This window comes from Streptomyces sp. NBC_01520 (assembly GCF_045040375.1).
Taxonomy (GTDB): domain Bacteria; phylum Actinomycetota; class Actinomycetes; order Streptomycetales; family Streptomycetaceae; genus Streptomyces.
The window spans coordinates 5,318,844-5,340,116 of the sequence record NZ_CP109404.1 but is presented as its reverse complement, the minus strand read 5'-3'; the positions used below and the strand labels follow the sequence as shown (position 1 = coordinate 5,340,116).

Annotated in this window: 20 protein-coding genes and 2 tRNA genes; 9 read left to right on the top strand and 13 right to left on the bottom strand. The window is 70.1% G+C overall.

The annotated features are described in order from the left end of the window. The first annotated feature begins 1 nt into the window (after nucleotide 1). Together rsgA and OG524_RS24440 are read left to right on the top strand one after the other, a co-directional pair. Nucleotides 2-1,018, top strand: coding sequence for a ribosome small subunit-dependent GTPase A (gene rsgA, locus OG524_RS24445; RefSeq protein WP_405811672.1), 1,017 nt, complete (start codon nucleotides 2-4; stop codon nucleotides 1,016-1,018). 106 nt (nucleotides 1,019-1,124) lie between these two features. Continuing rightward, on the top strand, nucleotides 1,125-1,448 hold the full coding sequence (locus OG524_RS24440; protein ID WP_114246542.1) for a multidrug efflux SMR transporter: 324 nt from the start codon (nucleotides 1,125-1,127) through the stop codon (nucleotides 1,446-1,448). On the opposite strand, the gene OG524_RS24435 is transcribed toward OG524_RS24440, so the two are convergent. Continuing rightward, the gene (locus tag OG524_RS24435; RefSeq protein ID WP_405388719.1) at nucleotides 1,340-2,158 is read right to left on the bottom strand and encodes a TetR family transcriptional regulator; all 819 of its coding nucleotides are present in this window, start codon (nucleotides 2,156-2,158) and stop codon (nucleotides 1,340-1,342) included. The two genes, OG524_RS24440 and OG524_RS24435, sit on opposite strands and share 109 nt — an antisense overlap. A 134-nt stretch (nucleotides 2,159-2,292) precedes the next feature. Here OG524_RS24435 and hisN point away from each other — a divergent pair, with 134 nt between their 5' ends. The 3 genes from hisN to OG524_RS24420 all read left to right on the top strand — a co-directional run bounded on the left by hisN (nucleotide 2,293) and on the right by OG524_RS24420 (nucleotide 4,201). Then, nucleotides 2,293-3,093, top strand: a complete 801-nt coding sequence (gene hisN / locus OG524_RS24430) for a histidinol-phosphatase (RefSeq protein ID WP_405388720.1) — start codon at nucleotides 2,293-2,295, stop codon at nucleotides 3,091-3,093. Between the two features lie 133 nt (nucleotides 3,094-3,226). Then, a complete protein-coding gene (locus OG524_RS24425; RefSeq protein WP_405388721.1) occupies nucleotides 3,227-3,628 on the top strand; it encodes a cyclic nucleotide-binding/CBS domain-containing protein in 402 nt (133 codons plus the stop codon). 153 nt (nucleotides 3,629-3,781) lie between these two features. After that, nucleotides 3,782-4,201: a Fur family transcriptional regulator gene (locus OG524_RS24420; protein ID WP_405388722.1), complete on the top strand. Its 420-nt coding sequence runs from the start codon at nucleotides 3,782-3,784 to the stop codon at nucleotides 4,199-4,201. A gap of 136 nt (nucleotides 4,202-4,337) precedes the next feature. On the opposite strand, the gene OG524_RS24415 is transcribed toward OG524_RS24420, so the two are convergent. The 4 genes from OG524_RS24415 to OG524_RS24400 form a co-directional block, all read right to left on the bottom strand. Further along, a tRNA-Met gene (locus tag OG524_RS24415) sits at nucleotides 4,338-4,411 on the bottom strand. 97 nt (nucleotides 4,412-4,508) lie between these two features. Continuing rightward, entirely contained in the window at nucleotides 4,509-6,509 is a 2,001-nt protein-coding gene (locus OG524_RS24410; protein ID WP_405388723.1) for a sel1 repeat family protein, read from the bottom strand. Between the two features lie 215 nt (nucleotides 6,510-6,724). Continuing rightward, a tRNA-Met gene (locus OG524_RS24405) sits at nucleotides 6,725-6,798 on the bottom strand. 42 nt (nucleotides 6,799-6,840) lie between these two features. Then, nucleotides 6,841-9,780, bottom strand: coding sequence for a UPF0182 family protein (locus OG524_RS24400; RefSeq protein ID WP_405812495.1), 2,940 nt, complete (start codon nucleotides 9,778-9,780; stop codon nucleotides 6,841-6,843). A gap of 137 nt (nucleotides 9,781-9,917) precedes the next feature. Between OG524_RS24400 and OG524_RS24395 the strand changes: the two genes are divergently transcribed. Next, nucleotides 9,918-10,478 carry a PPA1309 family protein gene (locus OG524_RS24395; RefSeq protein WP_405811671.1) on the top strand — a complete coding sequence of 187 codons (561 nt, stop codon included), beginning with the start codon at nucleotides 9,918-9,920 and terminating at the stop codon, nucleotides 10,476-10,478. Nucleotides 10,479-10,503: 25 nt separating this feature from the next. Here OG524_RS24395 and OG524_RS24390 read toward each other — a convergent pair whose 3' ends face one another. The 4 genes from OG524_RS24390 to OG524_RS24375 all read right to left on the bottom strand — a co-directional run bounded on the left by OG524_RS24390 (nucleotide 10,504) and on the right by OG524_RS24375 (nucleotide 13,822). Continuing rightward, the gene (locus tag OG524_RS24390; RefSeq protein WP_405388725.1) at nucleotides 10,504-11,613 is read right to left on the bottom strand and encodes a PDZ domain-containing protein; all 1,110 of its coding nucleotides are present in this window, start codon (nucleotides 11,611-11,613) and stop codon (nucleotides 10,504-10,506) included. A gap of 25 nt (nucleotides 11,614-11,638) precedes the next feature. Continuing rightward, nucleotides 11,639-11,791, bottom strand: a complete 153-nt coding sequence (locus tag OG524_RS24385) for a hypothetical protein (protein ID WP_405388726.1) — start codon at nucleotides 11,789-11,791, stop codon at nucleotides 11,639-11,641. 311 nt (nucleotides 11,792-12,102) lie between these two features. Continuing rightward, nucleotides 12,103-12,564 carry a molybdenum cofactor biosynthesis protein MoaE gene (locus tag OG524_RS24380; protein ID WP_405388727.1) on the bottom strand — a complete coding sequence of 154 codons (462 nt, stop codon included), beginning with the start codon at nucleotides 12,562-12,564 and terminating at the stop codon, nucleotides 12,103-12,105. 115 nt (nucleotides 12,565-12,679) lie between these two features. Continuing rightward, a complete protein-coding gene (locus OG524_RS24375) occupies nucleotides 12,680-13,822 on the bottom strand; it encodes an SDR family oxidoreductase (RefSeq protein ID WP_405388728.1) in 1,143 nt (380 codons plus the stop codon). 191 nt (nucleotides 13,823-14,013) lie between these two features. Here OG524_RS24375 and OG524_RS24370 point away from each other — a divergent pair, with 191 nt between their 5' ends. Both OG524_RS24370 and OG524_RS24365 read left to right on the top strand, forming a co-directional pair. After that, entirely contained in the window at nucleotides 14,014-15,483 is a 1,470-nt protein-coding gene (locus tag OG524_RS24370; RefSeq protein ID WP_405388729.1) for a zinc-dependent metalloprotease, read from the top strand. Further along, the gene (locus OG524_RS24365) at nucleotides 15,480-16,025 is read left to right on the top strand and encodes an NUDIX hydrolase (RefSeq protein WP_405388730.1); all 546 of its coding nucleotides are present in this window, start codon (nucleotides 15,480-15,482) and stop codon (nucleotides 16,023-16,025) included. Before OG524_RS24370 ends, OG524_RS24365 begins: the two co-directional genes overlap by 4 nt. Before the next feature lie 62 nt (nucleotides 16,026-16,087). On the opposite strand, the gene OG524_RS24360 is transcribed toward OG524_RS24365, so the two are convergent. The 4 genes from OG524_RS24360 to OG524_RS24345 all read right to left on the bottom strand — a co-directional run bounded on the left by OG524_RS24360 (nucleotide 16,088) and on the right by OG524_RS24345 (nucleotide 19,925). Further along, complete coding sequence (locus tag OG524_RS24360; protein ID WP_405388731.1) at nucleotides 16,088-16,843, bottom strand: AIM24 family protein; 756 nt, start codon at nucleotides 16,841-16,843, stop codon at nucleotides 16,088-16,090. An 18-nt stretch (nucleotides 16,844-16,861) separates the two neighbouring features. Then, nucleotides 16,862-17,542: an AIM24 family protein gene (locus OG524_RS24355; RefSeq protein ID WP_405388732.1), complete on the bottom strand. Its 681-nt coding sequence runs from the start codon at nucleotides 17,540-17,542 to the stop codon at nucleotides 16,862-16,864. Nucleotides 17,543-17,553: 11 nt separating this feature from the next. Next, nucleotides 17,554-19,194 carry a TerD family protein gene (locus OG524_RS24350; protein WP_405388733.1) on the bottom strand — a complete coding sequence of 547 codons (1,641 nt, stop codon included), beginning with the start codon at nucleotides 19,192-19,194 and terminating at the stop codon, nucleotides 17,554-17,556. A gap of 107 nt (nucleotides 19,195-19,301) precedes the next feature. After that, nucleotides 19,302-19,925 (bottom strand): M48 family metallopeptidase, encoded by a 624-nt coding sequence (locus OG524_RS24345; RefSeq protein WP_405388734.1) that lies wholly within the window; start codon nucleotides 19,923-19,925, stop codon nucleotides 19,302-19,304. Nucleotides 19,926-20,105: 180 nt separating this feature from the next. Here OG524_RS24345 and OG524_RS24340 point away from each other — a divergent pair, with 180 nt between their 5' ends. Beyond that, nucleotides 20,106-21,251, top strand: coding sequence for a ThiF family adenylyltransferase (locus OG524_RS24340; protein WP_405388735.1), 1,146 nt, complete (start codon nucleotides 20,106-20,108; stop codon nucleotides 21,249-21,251). The last annotated feature ends 22 nt before the right edge of the window (nucleotides 21,252-21,273 follow it).

Sequence of the window (21,273 nt, the reverse complement as noted above, 5' to 3'; positions counted from 1 at the left end):
CATGCGCCGTTACGGGAAGAACCCCGACGAGGACGACATCCGCGTCCGCCCGAACCGCAAGGGCAACCGGCCTCGTACGCACATCCGCCCCAAGCACGAGGACGCCCAGGACGGCATGGTCCTCACGGTCGACCGCGGCCGGCTCACCTGCCTCGTCGAGGGCCGCACCGTGATGGCGATGAAGGCCCGCGAGCTGGGCCGCAAGGCCGCCGTGGTGGGCGACTGGGTCTCCATCGTCGGCGACCTCTCCGGCGACAAGGACACACTGGCCCGCATCGTGCGGATCGGTGAACGCCGGTCGGTGCTGCGCCGCACCGCGGACGACGACGATCCCTACGAGCGGGTGGTCGTCGCCAACGCCGACCAGCTGGCCATCGTCACGGCGCTCGCCGATCCCGAGCCACGGCCGCGCATGATCGACCGCTGCCTGGTGGCGGCGTACGACGGCGGGCTCGCCCCGCTCCTCGTCCTCACCAAGTCCGACCTGGCCTCCCCGGACGCGCTGCTGGGGGCGTACACCCCGCTGGGTGTCCCCTTCATCGTCACCAGCCGCGAGGAGCTGGAGAACGGCGACGCCGCGGACCGGGTGCGGGAGCTGCTCAACGACCGGGTGACCGCCTTCGTCGGGCACTCCGGGGTCGGGAAGACGACGCTGGTCAACGCGCTGGTACCGAAGGACAGACGGCGGACGACCGGGGTGGTCAACGCCGTCACGGGGCGCGGCAGGCACACCACGACGTCGGCGCTCGCGCTGCCGCTGCCGGACGGCCGCGGCTGGGTGGTCGACACCCCGGGCGTACGGTCGTTCGGGCTGCACCACGTCGATCCGTCCCGGGTCATCAACGCGTTCCCCGATCTGCAGCCGGGCGCGGAGAACTGCCCGCGGGGCTGCACCCACGACAGCCAGCAGACGGAGTGCGCCCTGGACGCCTGGGTGACGGAGGGGCACGCGGATCCGGCGCGGCTCGACTCGCTGCGGCGGCTGCTCGCGACGCGGGAGCGGCGCGAGGGGGACTGACGGCAGGACTGCCCGACTCGCGCACGTTTGCGAGCTCTCACGACTGGTAAGGGCATAATCGCGTCAAGCGAGACGAAGCAGTCACCAATGTGGGAGGCACCTGACAATGGCGTGGTTGCTGGTCGTGGTCGCAGGACTGCTGGAGACCGGTTTCGCCGTGTGTCTGAAGCTCTCGCACGGATTCACCCGGCTGTGGCCGACGGTCGCGTTCTGCGTGTTCGCCCTCGGGAGCTTCGGTCTGCTGACGCTGTCACTCAAGAAGCTCGATGTCGGCCCCGCGTACGCGGTGTGGACCGGCATCGGCGCGGCAGGGACCGCGATCTACGGGATGGTCTTCCTCGACGACGTGGTCTCCACCCTCAAACTGGTGTCCATCTCGCTGGTGATCGTCGGCGTGATCGGTCTGCAGCTGTCCGGCTCCTCGCACTGACACCGTTCGCGCCCCGTGAGGCGCCCCGGCGCGTGGCGTGCCAGGGCCTCCCGGAGCAGCGAAACCGCGTCCGAACCCATGGGTGACGGTGCGGTGACCGGCGGCACCATCGCGTACGAGAGGGCGAGCCGGAGTGCGATCTCGCAGGCCACCTCCAGGTCCGCGGCCTCCTGCGGGCGCCCGTGCGCCAGCGCGGCCACCGCCCGGTCCCGGACCGTCACGAGCAGTTCCGCGGGCGTCGGCGGTACGGCGTCGGCAGGGCGCCGGGCGGTGACGACCGGCGGCGGCCCCAGCTCTCCGGGGCGCGGTCTGCCTGGCCGTGGTTCTCCCGGTCGCGGTTCCACCGGCCCCGGTCTCCCCGGTCGCGGTTCTCCCGGTCGCGGTAAGCGGTCCTCCCAGGCGCCGGTGAGCAGTGCTTTGACCAGTACGTTCGCCCGGGCGGCCCGGACCGTCCAGAGAGCGAGCTCCGTCGGGCCGTCCCCCAGGTCGCCACGCGCGTCCAGAGCCCGTGCGGCGCCGGTCAGATAGCTGTCGGCGGCCCGCCGGAGCAGGGCGCGGGCGAGACCGTCCTTGCTGCCGAACTCGTTGTAGAGGGTCTGCCGGGACACCCCGGCGGCCACCGCCACGTCGACCATCCGCACCGTGGTCCACGGCCGGGCGGAGAGCGCCGAGAGAGCGGCGTCCAGCAGGGCTTCTCGCGCTGTGGGCATCGTCGCCTCCCGCGCCGGGGGATCTGCGGTTCAGAGTTGACGCGCCACCGGGTGCTGTCAAGGGTTCGCGCACGGGACGGCGCCCGGCCCGGGGCCGTGTAGCCCGGACGGGTACCTGTGGATACTGTGACGGCATGCCCGATTACCACGATGATCTGCGCCTTGCCCACGTACTGGCGGACGCCGCCGACGCGGCGACGATGGACCGGTTCAAGGCTCTGGACCTCAAGGTCGAGACCAAGCCGGACATGACCCCGGTGAGCGAGGCCGACAAGCACGCCGAGGAGCTGATCCGCGGGCACCTGCACCGGGCACGGCCGCGCGACGCGATCCTGGGCGAGGAGTACGGGATCGAGGGCACGGGTCCGCGGCGCTGGGTCATCGACCCGATCGACGGCACCAAGAACTACGTACGCGGCGTGCCCGTCTGGGCGACGTTGATCTCGCTGATGGAAGCGGGCGAGGACGGCTTCCAGCCGGTGGTAGGCGTCGTGTCCGCCCCGGCGCTGAGCCGCCGCTGGTGGGCGGCGAAGGGCGCCGGCGCGTTCTCCGGCCGCAGCCTCACCTCCGCGACCCGGCTGCAGGTGTCGAAGGTCGAGCGGATCGCGGACTCCTCACTCGCGTACTCCTCGCTGACCGGCTGGGAGGAGCAGGGCCGGCTCGACGGCTTCATGGACCTGACGCGGGCCTGCTGGCGCACCCGCGGGTACGGGGACTTCTGGCCGTACATGATGGTTGCCGAAGGATCGGTGGACATCTGTGCGGAGCCGGAGCTCTCCCTGTGGGACATGGCGGCGAACGCGATCATCGTCCAGGAGGCGGGCGGGCTCTTCACCAGCCTGGACGGCGTCTCCGGCCCCGGCGGCGGCAACGCGGCGGCCTCCAACGGACTGCTGCACCACGAGCTGCTCGGCTATCTCAACCAGAGGTACTAGGAAGCCCACCCCTCCCACCCCTTGTCCAGTTCCCTCGCGGGTGCAACTCTGAGAGTCCCCCCACTTGTGAACTTGTGAATCGACTCACGAGGGTCGCGTCACGGATCACTTTCCGAAGGAGGTGGCTCCCTTCATGCTCGTCCGAGACGCCATGAGCACGCTGGTCCTCACCATCGGCCCGGCCCACACGCTCCGGGAGGCGGCCCGGCTGATGTCGGCCCGCCGCATCGGAGCAGCTGTCGTCCACGATCCGGACACCTGCGGCCTCGGGATCATCACCGAACGCGACATCCTCGACGCGGTCGGTTCCGGCCAGGACCCTGATACCGAGATCGCGTCCACCCACACCACCACGGACGTCGTCTTCGCCTCTCCCGCCTGGACACTCGAGGAGGCCGCGGAGGCCATGACACACGGCGGTTTCCGGCATCTGATCGTGCTGGACGACAACGGCCCCGTGGGCATCGTCTCGGTGCGCGACATCATCCGGTGCTGGGCTCCCACCAGGCGGCGCCCCGCCGCACTGCCCCTCTGAGAGCCCTCGCGACCAGGCCCGGCGACCGGCTGCGGGCCGGATCCGTCGGAGGCACGCTGCGGTGGATGTCGTAGTGGATGCCGTCCAAGTCCGGCAGATATCCAGAATCACACCCAATCGGGACCTGGTTCCCGCGCTGTTAGGCTGGATCCCATGAGTGACCTCCTGGAACGACTGCGCGGACGCGGCTGGCGCATGACGGCGCAGCGGCGCGTCGTGGCCGAGGTCCTCGACGGGGACCATGTACACCTGACGGCCGACGAGGTCCACGCGAAGGCTGCCGACCGGCTGCCGGAGATCTCCCGCGCCACGGTGTACAACACGCTGGGCGAGATGGTGTCCCTCGGTGAGGTCATCGAGGTCACCACCGACCGCCGGGCCAAGCGGTACGACCCGAACGCGCATCGCCCCCACCACCACCTGGTGTGCGCGCGGTGCGGCGCGATCCGGGACGTCCACCCTTCGGGTGATCCGCTGGCCGATCTTCCGGCCGCCGAGCGCTTCGGCTTCACCGTCTCGGGCGTCGAAGTCACCTACCGCGGCATCTGCCCGAACTGCGCCGCCACTGCCTGAGCGCCACACCCTGCACCCATCGGCCCCGGCGGGCACCGCCGGGGCCGGCGCGTTTCGCCCTTCGTGTCCGTCCACCTGTTCGCGGGCACATGACAGAGGCCCGGATCCTTGGAAGGATCCGGGCCTCTGTTTTCAGTAGCGGGGACAGGATTTGAACCTGCGACCTCTGGGTTATGAGCCCAGCGAGCTACCGAGCTGCTCCACCCCGCGTCGTTGTGAGTGCAACACTACGGGACCCCGCCGACCAGCGCAAATTCATTCCCCGGACACCTGAGCCCCCAGGAGCTCACCCTCCTGGGGCCGTTTCTCACGCGGTGAGCTCCTGATGCAGAGCCTCCAGCAGCCGCGCCGCACGCTCGGCCACCTCGGCCGGCCCCAGTTCGACCGCGCGGGCGCACCAGCGCTGCCCCTCCGTGAGCTCGCCCCGGCGGGCGGCGAGCAGCGCGAGGCGCAGAGCGGCCCTGCCGTGCCCGTCGTTGGCCGCCCGGCTCCACCACAGGGCGGCCTCGCGCTCGCTGCCTTCACGGGCCAGCAGCAGGCCGAGGTTGAAGGCCCCGTTGCGGCTGCCCGACTCGGCGGCCTCGCGGTACCAGCCGGCGGCACTCTCCATGTCGCCACGGGCGGCCGCGAGCATGCCCGCCCTGACCTGCGCACGACGGTGCCCCTGCCCGGCCGCCCTCTCGTACCACTCCTCGCACTCGGTCTTCTCCGGCATCGGCTCGCCCAGCGCCGGCGCTCCGGGCGGCGGCTGCCGCAGGTCGAGCAGTCCGGCCAGCCGGAAGGCCGCCTCCGCGCTGCCGCCACCCGCGGCGCAGCGCAGATGGCGCTCCGCCTCCTGCTCCTCGCCGTCGCGCAGCAGCGCCATGCCGACCTGGAGCGCGGCGTCGGTATGACCGGCCGCCGCCGCACGCCGGTACCAGCCCAGCGCCGTACGGTCCTCGTCGCGCCCGGCGTGCAGGATGCCGAGGTTGAAGGCGGCGTCCACACTGCCCGCCTCGGCCGCCTTGGAGAACCAGGGCTCGGCTCCGGTCGCGTCCCCCGCCTGGAGCAGCAGCACGGCGAGCGCGTTGGCCGCCTCCCGGTGCCCGGCGTAGGCGGCACGGCGGTACCACTGCTCGGCCTGCGCGATCCGGTCCTGGGCAGCGCAGAGCAGGCCCAGGTTGTAGGCGCCGTTGACATCGCCCGCGTCCATGGCGGCGCGGTACCACCGCTCGGCCGTCTGCTGCTCCCCCCGGGCCGCGTGGAGTGCGCCCAGGGCGTTGGCGGCGTTGCCGTCGCCGTCCTGGGCGGCACGCAGCCACCACACGGCGGCGCTCTCCTCGTCACCCACGTCCCGCAGCAGGAAGCCGAGGGCACAGGCGGCGCGGGCCTCGCCGTCCTTGGCCGCCGTGAGGTACCAGCGGCCCGCCTCCTTCAGCTCACCACGCTGCTCCAGGATGGCGCCGAGGTGCAGGGCCGCGCGGCGGTGACCGCGCGCGGCAGCCTGCCGGTACCACTGCTCGGCCTCGCCGACCCGCCCCGTGGCGGGGCCCGCGACGGGGCTGTCGCGCCGTCCCGTCGCACTGTCGTTCAGGATGTCCGGGGCGCTCGCTCCGAGGCCGCGCCCCGGGCCGAAGGCGTCGTACGCGTCGCCCAGGGCCTTGCGCTCCAGGGCGCGGGCGAGGCGGTAGGCGGCCTCCCGGTGGCCCTGCTCGGCGGCAGCGCGCAGCCAGCGCTCGGCACCGACGTCACTGCGGTGCTCCAGCAGGTCGGCCAGTGCGTAGGCACCGAGCGCGTGGCCCTGCTCGGCGGACTGGCGCAGCCAGTACTCGGCACCCGGCTCGTCACCGCGCTCCCGGAAGTGACGGCCGAGCGCGTGGGCGGCCGCGGCGGAGCCGGCGACCGCGGCGATGCGCCACCATCCGGCCGCCTCGTCCGGGTACCCCCGCTGGTGGAGGAGAACGCCCAGGTTGTTGGCCGCGGCCCGGTCGCCCTCGGCGGTCGCCGCCCGCAGGTAGGTCTCGGCGCCGTCCAGGTCACCACGACGCAGAAGGATCGCGCCCAGGACGCTCATGGACTCGGGGTCGCCACCGTCCGCGGCCCGCCTGTGGCGCTCCTCGGTCTGCTCGGCGTGATCCGTGGTGTCCGTAGTGTCCGTCGGGTCCGTGACGAAGACGGCGTCGTCGTCGGAGGTGTCGTCAGCGGTGCCGGCGGTCTCGGCGACGGCCGCGGCAAATACCGCATCTGCCACGTTTTCCGTCGTCCGAACGCGTCGCTGCACAAACCGCCCTGTCTCCAACAGAGTTGCCCTGTCCCCCATAAATACCATCGTCGCACCACCTGCAACCCGCGTACACCTGGAATACCGCGGCCAGTGAGGTCACTTCAGCGTTTTGTCGACATGCCCACAGAGAGACAAGTCAAACACGTTCGGGCCCAACTCATGCCCCGCGAACCGCACTTCACTCCGACAACTTGAGAAAGCCCGTCCGACGGCATGACAGAGGCCCGGATCCTTGGAAGGATCCGGGCCTCTGTCTTCAGTAGCGGGGACAGGATTTGAACCTGCGACCTCTGGGTTATGAGCCCAGCGAGCTACCGAGCTGCTCCACCCCGCGTCGTTGTGTTCAAACCGTACCACGACGCGGGGTGGAGCTTTCTCAGCTGCCCTGGTCCTCGCCCTTCTCGTCGGCCTCGTCGGCCGCGTCCGCCTTGTCCGGCGTATCGGCCGTGTCGGCCTCGCTGCCGGCCTTGGGCTGAGCCGCGGCCGCGCGCTCGAGAGCCTTCTGAAGCTCCGTCTGCGCCTTGCCGTAGGCGGCCCAGTCGTTCTTCTTCAGGGCCGCCTCGCCCTCCGTGTACGCCTTCTGGGCATCGGCGATCGCCCGCTTCAGCGCGGCCTCCCCGGTGGCTGGAGGCTCGGTGGTGTCACCCGGAGGCTCCGTCTCGGGCGTCGTATCGGAACCCTCGACCCCGAAGACCGCGTTGAGCGCCTCTCCGAGGCTGTTCTCGAAGACGATCTTCGACCCGTACGAGGCGGCCACCTTGCGCAGCAGCGGGTAGTTCTGCGTGCCACCGCGCGTGTACACCGGTTCGATGTAGAGGAAGCCCCCGTCGAGCGGCACGGTCAGCAGGTTTCCGTACTCGATGTCCGAGTCGGTCCCCTTGAGGTTTCTCACGAACTCGGCGACGTCGTCGTTGCCGTTGAGCTCACTCTGCACCTGGCCCGGGCCCTTGACCGTGGTCGTGACTCTCAACAGCCTTATCGTGCCGTAGTCGTCACTCGCCGCGTCCGCGTCCACCGCCATGAACGCTCCCAGGTCGGGCCGTCCCTTCGGTGTGAACGTCGTGGTGAGGGAGAACTTCTGCTCGTCCTGGCCGGGCATCCGCATGCTCAGGTAGTACGGCGGAACGGCCCCGGGTTCCTTGTTGGTGGGGTCGTCCGGCACCTGCCAGGCGTCACTGCCGCTGTAGAACTGCGCGGGATCCTGCACGTGGTACCGCGTGAGCAGCTCCCGCTGGACCTTGAACAGGTCCTGCGGGTAGCGCAGGTGGTCCATCAGCTCCTGCGGGATGTCGTCCTTGGCCTTCACCGTCCCGGGGAATGCCTTGCGCCACGTCTTGAGCACCGGGTCCTCGGTGTCCCACTCGTAGAGCTTCACCTTGCCGTCGTACGCGTCGACGGTGGCCTTCACCGAGTTGCGGATGTAGTTGACCTGGTTCTGCTGGGCGACGACCGCGCGCTGGTTGGTGGTCAGCGAGTCGGCCGTGGTGTCACCGAGCGTCGTACGCGAGGCGTACGGATAGCCGTTGGTCGTGGTGTACGCGTCCACGACCCACTGGATCCGGCCGCCCACGACCGCCGGATAGGCGTCGCCGTCGATGGTCAGCCAGGGGGCGACCGCCTCGACGCGCTCCTTGGGCGTGCGGTTGTACAGGATCCGCGAACCGTCGCCGATGGCTCCGGAATACAGTATCTGCGGCTCGCTGAAGGACACCGCGTAGGCAGCGCGGTTGAAGGCGTTGGAGAGGCTGACCCCGCTGTTGCCCTTGTAGCTGGTGGTCTTCTCGCCGTCCTCCTCGTAGTCGAGCTCCTTCTGGGGCCCGCCGACGATGGAGTACTGCTCGGTCTTCTCGCCGTAGTAGATCCGCTGCTCGTACTTCGGCAGCTCACCGGTGGTCGGCAGGCCCGACTCGGTGAAGTCCGGGGAGCCCGCCGGGTTGGTGCCCGTCGTGGTGCCCCGGGCCGCGATGGCGCCGTAGCCGTGGGTGTACGTGAAGTGGTCGTTGATCCAGTTCCGCTTGGGGAGACCTTCGAGGTTCAGCTCGCGCAGGCCGATGACGGTGTCCTGCTCCTTGCTGTCCTCGCCCTTGTAGCGGTCGACGTCCAGCGTCTTGGGGAACTGGTAGTAGTTCCTCTTCTGCTGGAGCTGCTGGAAGGCCGGGGAGACGACGTTGGGGTCCATCACCCGGTAGCTGGCAGCCGCGTCCGCGTCGGCCCGCAGCTTGGCGCCGTCCGTGGTCGTGCTCTTGCCCGAGTAGTCGTCCACCTGCGCGTCGTCGATGTCGTAGGCATCTCGTGTCGCGTCGATGTTCTTCCGGATGAACGGCGCTTCCTTGGCCTGCTCGTTCGGCTGGACCTGGAACTTCTGCACGATCGCCGGGTAGAGCCCGCCGATCAGGATCGCCGAGAGCACCATGAGCCCGAAGCCGATCACCGGCAGCTGCCAGGTGCGGCGCCAGAGTGTCGCGAAGAACAGGACGGCGCAGATGGCGGCGATGCAGAACAGGATCGTCTTGGCCGGCAGGTAGGCGTTGGCGTCGACGTACCGCAGGCCCGTCCAGTTGTCCGTGGCCTTGAAGTCACTGGACTTCACGGCGAGGCCGTACCGGTCGAGCCAGTACGCCACGGCCTTCAGCGAGACGAAGATGCCGAGCAGCACCGAGAGGTGCCCGGTGGCCGCACCCGTGGCCCGCGCGCCGGGGCTGGTGATGCGCAGCCCGCCGTACAGGTAGTGGGTCAGGGCCGCCGCGATCAGCGACAGCACGGCTGCGGCGAAGCCGAAACCGAGCAGGAAGCGGTACCACGGCAGGTCGAAGGCGTAGAAGGACACGTCCAGCTTGAACTGGGGGTCCTTCTGCCCGAACGGCACACCGTTGATGTACATCAGCCACGTACGCCACTGGCCCGAGGCCGAGGCCCCGGCGATCAGTCCGACGAGCGCGGTGATCGCGAGCAGCACCCACTTCTTGTACGGGGCGACGCTCATCCGGTAGCGGTCCAGGCTCTGCTGCTCCATCGACATCGCGCTCAGCGGCGGCCGGAGCCGGTGCGCGAGCCAGATGTTCACGCCGATGGCGAGGGCCATCAGCAGGCCGAAGACGAGGAACAGCCCGATCTTGGTCCACAGGGTGGTGGTGAAGACGGATGAATACGCGACCGACCTGTACCAGAGCCAGTCCGTCCAGAACCCGGCGAACATGACGAAGGCCATGGCGAGAACCGCCAGAACACCCAATGTCATGAGCAGGGTACGGACCCGCCGGGACGGGCGGCCGACTCTGATCCGTGGCCCGGTCGGGCCTCCGCCGCGGTCCGGCATCTGGAAAGCCAACGTGCGCACCTCGAAGTTCGCGGTCGTGTGAAGCGGGCCCAGCCGATCGTAGAGCCCACCTATGCAACTTACTGAGGCTTTACCTAGTTCCCGTTCCCGGGGCGGAAGGAGGCAGGATATTGGTCATGCCCAACGTTTCCCCCTCTGGCCCTCCGATGGCCGCGAGTCCACTGACCGTCGCCGTCCTCGAAATCGACGCCTACGCCGCAACCCTCGGCTGGGACCAGCCCGCGCGGTTGTTCGCCCTCGTCGACACCGCGCGGCTACGCGCCCAGGAGCCGGGCCTCGCCGCCCAGCTCGGCCTCGACGACACCGCGTCGACGACCGCCACCCTCACCCCCATCGAGCAGGAGGAGCTCCCCGCCGGCACCGCGCTGGACGAATTCCTCGCCACGATCGCCTGGCCCGACGCGGTCGTCGGCTGTGCCATGACCGTGGAGCGGCTGATGCTGCCGCCGTCCGCGGAGGCCTCCGTGCCGGAAGGCATGGGCGACGCCGAGCTGACCGCGTGGGTCGCCAAGCACCCCGACCGGCAGGAGGTGCGGATGACCGTGGCCGTACTGCGGGACGGGGCCCGGGACTCGGCCGTGCGGCTGCGGGAGAAGGACTCCCCCACCGAGGTCCTGACCGGTGCCGGTCTGGTCCCGGGACTGGCCGAGGCTCTCGCGGCGACGTTCGAGTCCTGACCCTTCCGGTCCGTGGGGACCGGTCTCAGCCCGCCGAACAGCTCGGCAGGCCGGCCGTGTCCCCCGCGCCGATCTTCTCCAGGGAGGACTTCGCGTCGTCCAGGGTCTTCACCCGCACCAGGGTGAGGCCGCTCGGGGTGTCGGACGCCGCGGCGGCGCAGTTGTCGTCCGGCGTCAGGAAGTAGCGGGCGCCCGCGTCGCGCGCGCCGACCAGCTTCATGTTGATGCCGCCGATGGGTCCGACGGTGCCGCTGTCGTCGATGGTGCCGGTCCCCGCGATGAACTTTCCGCCCGTCAGGTTGCCGGGCGTCAGCTTGTCGATGATCCCCAGAGAGAACATCAGTCCGGCGCTCGGGCCTCCGACGTCGGCGAGCTTGATGTCGACGTCGAACGGGAACGTGTGGTCCGTCCCGGCCTGGATACCGACGACCGCCCGGTCCTCCGCCGAGGGATCCGCCGGGTCCGCAGGTGCCTTCCGCGTGGTGAGGGTGATCTTCTGGGAGCCCTTGGGCTCCTTGCCCGCCTTCTCGGCGGCGGCCGCGGCCTTGGCGGGAATGATCGTGAAGACGACGTCCTCGCCCGGCTTGTGCTCGGTGACGAGCTTCGCCACGTCCTCCGGCTGCTCGACCGCCGTACCGTCGACGGCCTTGATCACATCGCCCGCGTGCAGTTCGCCCTGGGCAGCGCTGTCCTTGAGGACCGTGGAGACGACGACCCGCGAGGTGACGGGGATCTTCAGCTCCTCCAGGGCCGCGACCTTCGCGCTCTCCTGGGACTGGCTGAACTCCTCGGCATTCTCCTGCGTCGACTCCTCCTCCGTCTTGCCGTCCGGGTAGAGGGTGTCGTGCGGCACGATCACGCTGTCGTGGGCCAGCCAGCCGTACACGGCCTCGACGATGTTCATGTCGTATTCCGCGCCGGTGACGCGAACCGTCGTCATGTTGAGGTTCCCGGACGTCGGATACGTCTTGTGGCCGGTGATGTGCAGCACCGGCTCGCCACGGGCGTCGCCGAGCGTGTTCACCGTCGGGCCCGGCGACATCTCCGAATAGGGCACGGGGATCAGCACGCCTGCGCAGAGCAGCGCGATCAGGATGAGGGTGGAGGCGAGCATCGTCGCGGTGCGGCGTGGCATGGAACGACAGTACGGGAAGGGCCTGTCAGTGCACCGTCGGGGCCGGTCCGTACGGGGCGGACGACCCGGTTCTCACCGGGATCTGCCGGGTGCCGTCGTCGGCCCGCTCACTGCGCGGGGAACGCGCGGAAGAGGAGCGGGTGCGGTGCTGGATCTGCAACTGCGTACGGCCGCTCACGGCTCGGACCGTGCTCAGACCGTCTCGGAACCGGAGTGCGATTTCTCCATCGCTTCACGGAACCTGGCGTAGCCGGCGAGTTCGGTGACATCGCCGGTCGTTCGGTTACGGGCTGCCCACCCTCCCCATATCGCCGCGCCAAGAGCGGCTATAAGCGGAATCAAGAGCCAAGCTAGAGCTGCCATCACGACCTCCCTACCCCATGAGCGACCGCAACTGACGATCAGAAGATTAACCACCTGCAGGACCAACGCTCGTGGCAGGGGTGCGGATACGCAAATCGGGGCTGATCGCCGCGGGGCGGTTTGCGGTCAGCAGGCGCCGACCCACTCCTCCGTGCCGTCCGAGAAGCGCTGGTGCTTCCAGATGGGAACCTCGTGCTTGAGGTCGTCGATCAGCTTGCGGCAGGCCTCGAAGGCCTCGCCCCGGTGAGCGCAGGAAACCGCGACCACCACCGCCAGATCGCCCACGCCCAGTTCACCCACCCGGTGGACGGCGGCCAGCGCCCGGACCGGGAACTGAGCGACGACCTTCTCCGCCACTCGGCGCAACTCATCCCCCGCCGTGGGATGGCAGGAGTATCCGAGCGCGCCGACGTCCTGTCCGTCGTCGTGATTGCGCACCGTGCCGGCGAAGAGGGCGATGCCGCCGGCGGCATCGTCCCCGACGGCACGGAAGATCTCGTCGACGGAGAGCGGCGTCTCCCGGATGTCCAGGAGCCTGATGGGGTCCTGGGCTGCCTGCTCGCCTGGGTGGTCGTGGGTGCGTGCCATGGGTCCCATCGTGCCGCACGGCACCGACATCTCGGAATGGCGTATTCGACCGGCGGCGGGCCGCCCTCCTTGGAGCCTCCTACAGGGACGTCCGCGGGCTGCTGAGGAGGGCTGGTCAGAAGCGGCGGCGCGCCTTACGGGCGCGCCTGACCAGCGCCGCCGTACCGAGCAGGGCGACGGTCGCGCCCGCGGCACCCGCGGCGGTGGCGTCCTTGCGGCCGAGACGGCGGCCTGCGACCGTGTGGCGGCCCTCCACCTCCTCCAGGAGCGCCGCGAGAACCTCCTCGTTGGTCCACCGGGGACGCCATCCCACGTCGTGCAGCCGGCTCACGCTGACCACCCAGGGGTGCATCGTGTAGGCGAGATCGCCCGCCGGGGAGGGGGTGAGGCCGATCCGGTGGAGCCTGGCGGCGGCGCCGAGGGCCACGGCGGAGGGCAGCTCCATGCGGCGCACGCCGGAGAGCTCCTCCACCTCCTCCTGTTCGAGCCAGCCGTCGCAGCCGACCGCGAACTCTCCGTCGATCTTCTCCAGCGCGGCGTACTCCAGCGCGCTCACCAGGTCGTCGACGTGGCAGAACTGCCAGGCCGGACGTGATCCGGCGACGACCAGGAGCCTCGGCGACTCGAAGTAGCGGGTCAGCGCGGTGTCCGTACCTCCGACGAGGACCGTGGGACGCACCACGGTGACGTTGAGACCGGGGTGCGCGCGGGGGGCGCGACGCCCGAGCCGCTCGATCTCCAGCAGGTCGCCGACACCGGTGGCCTCGGCGGTGGCACGCAGTTCCGCGTCCTCGGCGAGCGGGAGGTCGTTGTCGGGCAGGGCGCCGTAGACCATCGCCGAGGTGCACAGCACGACCCGGTGGACGCCTACGGCCGCCGCGGCGGTCAGCACCGTCTGGGTGCCGCGTACGTTGTACGCGGTACGGGCGGCGGGGTCGGTCTCCAGGTCGAGGTCGAGCGCCAGGTGCACGACGACGTCCGCGCCGCGCAGCTTCTCCGCGATGGCGGGGTCCCGTACGTCCAGGATGTGCCACGTCGCCTCGGAGACGTCACCGCGGCGCTCGTCGATGGCGATGACCTGCTTGATTGCGTCGGATGCGGCGAGGTGTGCGGTGAGCAGTTCACCTACGCCGGTCGCGGCACCGGTGACCGCGACGACGGGGCCCCGGCTTCTGGAGCGATTTTTCGTGGGCTTGCTTTCGGGCGAGGGGTCGGCCAGGTTTCGCGCTGCGCGAACCTGCGGATCTGGGGAACTCACCGGGCGTCTCCAGCGGTTGTCTTCAGTACGTACCCGAATGACGCGTACGTACCAGGTGGCGTCCATCCTGCCGCAGGCCGGGAGCCGGCGGAGCACTGAGGGCCTGAGCGGTCTTGTGTGTCTACGCTGGATGGTGATGTCGGGCAGTCGCCGTCGGTTCGAGCCGACGGCCCTACGAGCCGAGGAAACCCGTGAGTGACACCCCATTCGGATTCGGCCTTCCGCCGGAGGAGCCGGAGAACGGCGACGAGGGCAAGAAGAAGGACCCCACCGGAGGTGGGCAGGGCTCGGGCGGGCCGGTGAACCCGTTCGGCATCGGGCCGGGCGCGGGCGGGGACAACCCGTTCGCCGCGATGTTCGGGTCGATGAACCCGAACGACCTGGGAGCGGCGTTCCAGCAGCTCGGCCAGATGCTGAGCTACGAGGGCGGCCCGGTCAACTGGGACATGGCCAAGCAGATCGCCCGCCAGACCGTTTCGCAGGGCACGCCGGACGGCAGCAAGGACGCGAGTGTCGGCCCTTCCGAGCGCTCCTCCGTCGACGAGGCGCTTCGTCTCGCCGACCACTGGCTGGACGGCGTGACCTCGCTGCCCTCAGGTTCGGTCTCGACCGTGGCGTGGAGCCGCGCGGAGTGGGTCGAGGCGTCCCTGCCCGCCTGGCAGAAGCTGGTGGACCCGGTGGCCGAGCGGGTGGGCCTGGCCATGGGTGACGTACTGCCCGAGGAGATGCAGGCCATGGCGGGCCCGCTGATCGGCATGATGCGGTCGATGGGCGGCGCCATGTTCGGCCAGCAGATCGGGCAGGCCGTGGGCGTGCTCGCCGGGGAGGTCGTCGGCTCGACCGACATCGGCCTTCCGCTCGGTCCGGCCGGCAAGGCCGCACTCCTCCCGCTCAACGTGGAGCGGTTCGGCAAGGACCTGAGTGTGCCGCAGGACGAGGTGCGCCTGTATCTCGCGCTGCGTGAATCCGCCCACCAACGGCTCTTCGCTCATGTCCCGTGGCTCCGTTCGCATCTGTTCGGTGCGGTCGAGGCCTACGCGCGCGGCATCAAGGTCGACACCAGCAAGCTTGAGGACGTCGTCGGTCAGTTCGACCCGTCGCAGCCGGAGCAGCTTCAGGACGCGCTCCAGCAGGGCATGTTCCAGCCCGAGGACACTCCGGAGCAGAAGGCGTCGCTGGCCCGTCTCGAGACGGCGCTCGCCCTCGTCGAGGGCTGGGTGGACGCCGTGGTGCACGAGGCCGCGAAGTCCCGTCTGACCTCGGCGGACGCCCTGCGCGAGACGATGCGCAGGCGCCGGGCGTCGGGCGGCCCCGCCGAGCAGACCTTCGCCACGCTCATCGGGCTCCAGCTGCGTCCGCGCCGGCTGCGGGACGCGTCGAGGCTGTGGGCGTCCCTCACGGACGCCCGGGGCGTCGACGGTCGCGACGGCCTGTGGGAGCACCCGGACATGCTGCCGACGGCTCATGACCTGGACGACCCGGACGGCTTCGTGCACCACGAACAGCTCGACTTCTCCGAACTGGACAAGATGCTCGGCGAGGCGGCGAACGGCCCGCAGAAGCCCGCAGCCGGGGACGACGACGCCGAGGACAAGGGCAGGACTACGGACGGGAGCCCGGACGGCACCGAGCGCGACGGCAAGGACGACACCGACCGGTGAGCCTGCACGACGACGCCGTTCTCGTACTCGACGGGTACGACGAGCGGGACGGGGACCAGACGGAGCTGCGCCGTACGTATCTGGACCATTTGGCCGGGCACCCCGACGGCATGTGGAAGGCGTGCGGGGCGGGGCACCTGACCGCCAGCGCGCTGGTGATCGATCCGGGGCGCGGCCGGGTGCTGCTGACCCTGCACAGGAAGCTCCGGATGTGGCTGCAGATGGGCGGCCACTGCGAGCCTCAGGACTCCTCCGTGGCCTGTGCGGCGCTGCGGGAGGCGACGGAGGAATCGGGGATCGCCGGACTCACCCTGCTGCCCGGCGGCCCGGTGCGGCTGGACCGGCATCCGATCCCGGCGCCCTGCCACTGGCATCTCGACGTGCAGTACGCGGCGGTCGCTCCGGCCGACGCGACGGAACAGATCAGCGAGGAGTCCCTCGATCTGCGCTGGTTCCCTTACGACGAGGTGGCCGGTGTGGCGGACGCCTCGGTGGTACGGCTGCTGGACCGGACCCGCGCACGGCTGGCGCGCGGCCGCTAGAGACGGGCGAAGGGGCGGTCTCCTCGCGGAGCCGCCCCTTCGCCCTCGGTGACGACCGGGGCTCAGTTCCAGGAGTTGTTCTGGTTCTGGTTGTGCGCCCCGTGCTGTCCCACACCGAACTGGGCTGCCGCGCCCTGGCCGATCTGGGCGTTCTGCGGGGGCAGCACCTCACTGGGCTGGACCAGGGCGAAGCCCTGGCCGAGGAAGCTCAGCTCCCAGCCCTCCCCCGTGTTGCCGCGGCGCCGGAACACGCCCGAGGAGTGGGTCTGGGCCTGCATCTGGACCCGCAGCCCGCTCGACCAGGCGACGATCGCGTCGGCGTCGGCGTTGACGTACTTGTCCGGCGTGACCTGCATCATCAGCGGCTGCCCGGAGGTCATCAGCGCGACCTTGCCGGTCCCGGAGATGTTGAGCTGGAACTTGCCGGTGCCGGAGATCCCGTACTGGCTGTCCACCGCGATGACCTCGGTGTGCAGCGAGGAATCCAGGGCCAGGACGTAGGCGCTGTCGACCGTCATGCCCTCGCGGTCGACGTCGACCACATGGATGTACTGGGCGAGATTGGCCAGGTAGACCGTTCCCTGGCCCGAGCAGCGCATCAGGTCGAGGCCTTCACCCGTGTTACTGCGGGCGCGGCGCTGTCCCTGCGACTGGTACTCGCCGTCGAACTCCATGAGTCCCTGGTAGGCGACCATGGCGCCCTTACGGGCGAGGACGTCGTCGTGGCCGGTCAGCGAGACCCGCAGGAGCTGCGGGTTCTGGACGGTGTACCGATCCTGCGACTGCTGTTCGGTGTGGCTGAAAAGCGGACTCTGCATGATGTGTTCTCCCCCCGCTCAGTTCCGGACCCGAAGGCGGTCGGTACTGTCCTCGCTCGGCTGGACGACGACGATGCCCTGGCCGGAGAAGGCCATCTGGTAGGCCTCTCCGCTGCCGCGCCCGATGAGCGAGCCCGCTTTGAAGCTGCGCTTGCCCTTGACCTTCAGGTTCGGGGACCAGGCGACGAGCGCGTCGGGGTCGACGTACGTCTCGTCCTCGCCCCGGCCGCAGTCGACGACGATCGGCGTGCCGCGCGAGGTGATGGCGACCCATCCCGTGCCCTGGACGCAGACGTTCCACAGGCCCTGCCCGGCGAACTTGGCCAGGCCCTTGACCCGCTCCACACCCCAGGTGAGGTGGCCGTCGAAGGCGAGGAGGTTCGTGCCGTTGACGGACAGGGAGTCGTTGTCGAGGTTGATGACGACGACGTCGGCGCCGTAGTCGGCCAGGTAGAGCAGCCCGTCACCGGCACACTTCATCAGTGGCGCGCCCTCGCCGGTGATCCACTGCGAGGCGATCTGACGGACGGCGGGCGGGTTGGGCTCGTACTGGATGAAGCCCTCGTAGGCCACCATCGAGCCGGTTCGTGCGTAGAGGTCCTGCCCCGAGGCCATGGCGACCTTGAGCATCGTGCGGCCGTGGTTCTCCATACGGGCAGTGACGGGTGTCGGGGCGAAGCCCGCGAGTTGCTGATTCATTACGGGCTCCCTCAGACCTCGTAGGGCTGGACGACGATGAAGTTCCCGGGGGCTCCCCGGAACTGGAGGTTCACGGTCTCGCCGCTGTGTCCCGGATAGGCGTTGCGGCGCAGCCGGACCTGGCTGGAGACGATCACCTGGGACGTGGACGACCAGGCCACCACGGCGTTGCAGTCGGCGAACGTGGTCGGGGTGACCGGCAGGACGACCGGGACGCCGTGGGTCTTGATGACGACGGTGCCGGTGCCCTGGAACTGCATGGTGAACAGGGCGCCGCCGGGAATCCCGTGGCCCTCGATCCTGCGCACCTCGTACTGCAGCGATTCATCGAAGGCGAGGACGCTCTCCGCGGAGACGCAGATGCCGTCGCCCTGCAGCTCGATGGGGTGGAGGTGCGATCCTTCCTCGGCGAGGAAGACCTGGCCACGGCCGGTACAGCGCATGAGCTGCATTTCCTGGCCCGTCGCGTTGCCGACCATGCGGCCCGCGAAACCGGCGCCCTTGTAGCCGAAGTCGACCTTGCCCTGGTACATCACCATGCTGCCCTGGCGGGCCAGCACAGGGTTGCCGCCCATGGTCAGGTCCACACGCATGAGCTGCTGGTTCTGCGAGGTCCAGCGCTGCCCGGTGGCCGCCTCCTTGTACGGCTGCAGGGCTGCCTGGAGTCCCGCCCCGGCCGGCGGAACGCCCTGGGGCACGCCTTGCGGGACGCCGGGCGGCTGCTGGCCGAACGGCGCCGGGGGCTGCTGACCGTACGGGGGTGCGGTGGGCTGCTGCTGCCCGTACGGGGGTGCGGCCGGAGGCTGCTGGCCGTAGGGCGGTGCCGCCGGGGGCTGCTGGCCGTAGGGCGGTGCGGACGGAGGCGTGCCCTGGCCCGGGACCTGCCCGAACTGCGGCGGCTGTCCGTACGGAGCCGGCACCTGGGGAGCGAGGGGCGCCGCTATCGTCGGCGCGGCGTGCACCGGTTGCTGCGGTGCGGGAGCCGGTGCCGGCGGGGCGCCGAATGACGGTGCGGGCTGCGGCGCCCGGGGTGCTGCCGGAGCACCGAATGCCGGGGGCGCGGCGGCCTGGGCGGGCGGGGCGAACGACGGGGCGGCGCCCTGCGGCGGTGCCGCGGGCTCCTCCTCGGCGACCTCTCCCCCGAAGTTCTTCAGCAGCGCGTCGAGGCCGCCGTCGAAGCCCTGGCCGACCGCGGCGAACCGCCAGACGTCCTTGAGGTAGAAGTCACCGAGCATGACCGCGCGCTCGGTGGTGAATTCGGAACCGGTGAAGGCGTACTTCACCACTTCCTCGCCGCCCGCGACGATCCGGATGTATCCCGGGCCGACCTGCGACATCTGCCCGGCGCCGTCGAGAGTCGCTGTGAAGGACAACTTGTGGATGTTCGCCGGAATGCGGTCGAGGGTGACGCGGAACGACTCGGTGTCACCGGCCTGGGCGCCGAGGAGCTGAATGGACTCCTCCGGCGATTTCGGCTGGTTGAAGAAGATGAAATACCGGTCGTCCGAGAGCTGTTCATTGGCATCGAGCCCGAAGCAGCTGATGTCGAACGTCAGGCCGGGTCCGGCGATCTGCACACCTACGTACAGATCCGTCCCTGGCGTGAGATCACTGATCTTGGCCTTGTGGCCGCGTTGGAATTCCCTGGCCATGCGTAACGACCGTCCCCCATCCCGAAGGTGAATGCGTCGCGTCAGGCTAACCGCAAACCACGCCATTGAGCTAAGTCGGTACAGACCCGGTACAGAATCACCGAACGTCACTCTGCGCGTGCGGCGGGCAGATGCGGCAGCCGGTCGGCCGCGACCACCCCTTCGAGATACCCCCGGGCCCGCTCGGTACGCGGGTACGCGTCCAGCAGACGCCAGAAGCGCGGGCCGTGGCCGGGAACAAGCAAGTGGGCCAGCTCGTGGAGGAGGACGTAGTCGATGACGTACTCCGGCATACCCTGGAGCCGGTGGGAGAGCCGGATGCTGCCCTCGGCCGGGGTGCAGGAGCCCCACCTGGTGTTCTGGTTGGTCACCCACCGCACCGAGGCGGGGCGTGCCCGGCCTTCGAAGAACTGGTCGGACAACCGCTCGGCGCGCTCCGCCAGCTCGCTGTCGCCGATGACGCGTCTGCTCTCCTGCGCGGCCAGCTTGTCGAGCATCACCCCGACCCAGCGCTGCTCCTCCGCCTCCGACATCCGGGCGGGGATCAGCACGATCGTGCGGTCGCCCTCGCGATACGCGGAGACCGTTCTGCTGCGCCGGGCGCTCCTGCGGACCTCGACCGCGCTCGTCACGGATGCGCGGGGCTGATGAACGGCCGCGCTGCGCGGATGGCGTCCGGCGCTGCGCACGGGGGTCTCCCCGGCGAGGCCGGGTGAGGAGTCGGCGGGCACGCCACGACGTTACCCGCTGCCGGTGGGGGAAGTCCCGCCTCCCCGACGCTTCGAGGTTGATCCACTTCTCCGCATGCACCATTTGAACGACTAATGCCCCGGACTGTGGATAACTTTCCGCCCGTTTCGCCACCGCGTTGCATTCTGGCAACAGATCTCGAAACCGGACGGAGAGAAGTCATGCATCCGATGTTGAAGCCTGCGCTGCGCAGGGCCTGGCGCGGACGGAACACCGTGCAATTCGGCGTAACACCCGCGCACGCCGTGACGTTGGGGCCGATGGATATCGCCACAGGAAGCTTTCTGGAACTGCTCGACGGAACACGCGGCCTGTCTCTGCTGCGTGAAGAGGCCCGGGCCCTGGATCTGTCGGACCGTCATGTGGACATTCTCATGTCGCGGTTGACGGAGGCCGGCCTGCTCGACGATCCGAAGGCCGGTGGCCCGGGGGCCGACGCGTTACGGCAGCGGGCCGAGACCCTGGAGCGCCAGCGTTCCGACGCCGCGTCGCTCTCCGTCGTCCATCCGGCGCCCGGGAGCGGTCTGCGCAGACTCGCGGCCCGGCGGGCTATGCGGGTCCAGGTGCGGGGTGCGGGCAGGGTCGGTGCGTCGATCGCCGCGGTGCTCTCCGGATCTGGGGTGGGCCGGGTCGAGGTGCTCGACGGCGGTCGTGCCGAGCCGTGGGACATCGCGCCGGGTGGTCTTCCGGCGGCGGCAGTCGGGGAGCGCCGGGACACGGCTGCCCGGCAGTTGGTTCGCCGGTCCGCGGCCGGTGGTCCGCCCCGGGCGGCGGAGACGGCCGAGTCCATGACGGGCGGCGAGCCCGCGCTCTCCCTGGTCGTGGTGGCTCCCAGGGACGGCCTGTCGGTCTACGCCCCTGAGCCGGATACGGCGGCACCGTGGATCGCTTCCGGTACACCTCATCTCTACGCGGGAGTGATGGAGGCCACCGGGGTGGTCGGGCCGCTCGTGCTGCCGGGCGGCACAGGCTGCGCGGGCTGCCTGGCGCTGCACCGTGCGGAGCGGGATCCGCAGTGGCCGCGGATGCTGGCGCAGTGGAGGTCGGGGCGTCGCAACGCCGTGCAGGCCTGTGATCTGGGGCTGGCGACAGCGGTGGCCGGACTCGCGGCGGCTCACGCGTTGTCCTTCCTCGACGGGGAGCTTCCGGCCAGTACCGGCGTGCGGTGGGAGGCGGCCATGCCTCTGCTGGACTGGCGGTCGGTGCGGTTGGGGCCGCACCTCGACTGTTCCTGTGGCGCCGCCGGGCAGACTGAGGGGGATCTCACCTCCGCGGCCTGTACCGCCCAGGACACAATGGCCGGGTGACCGCCGCCGACGGAGCAGGGCC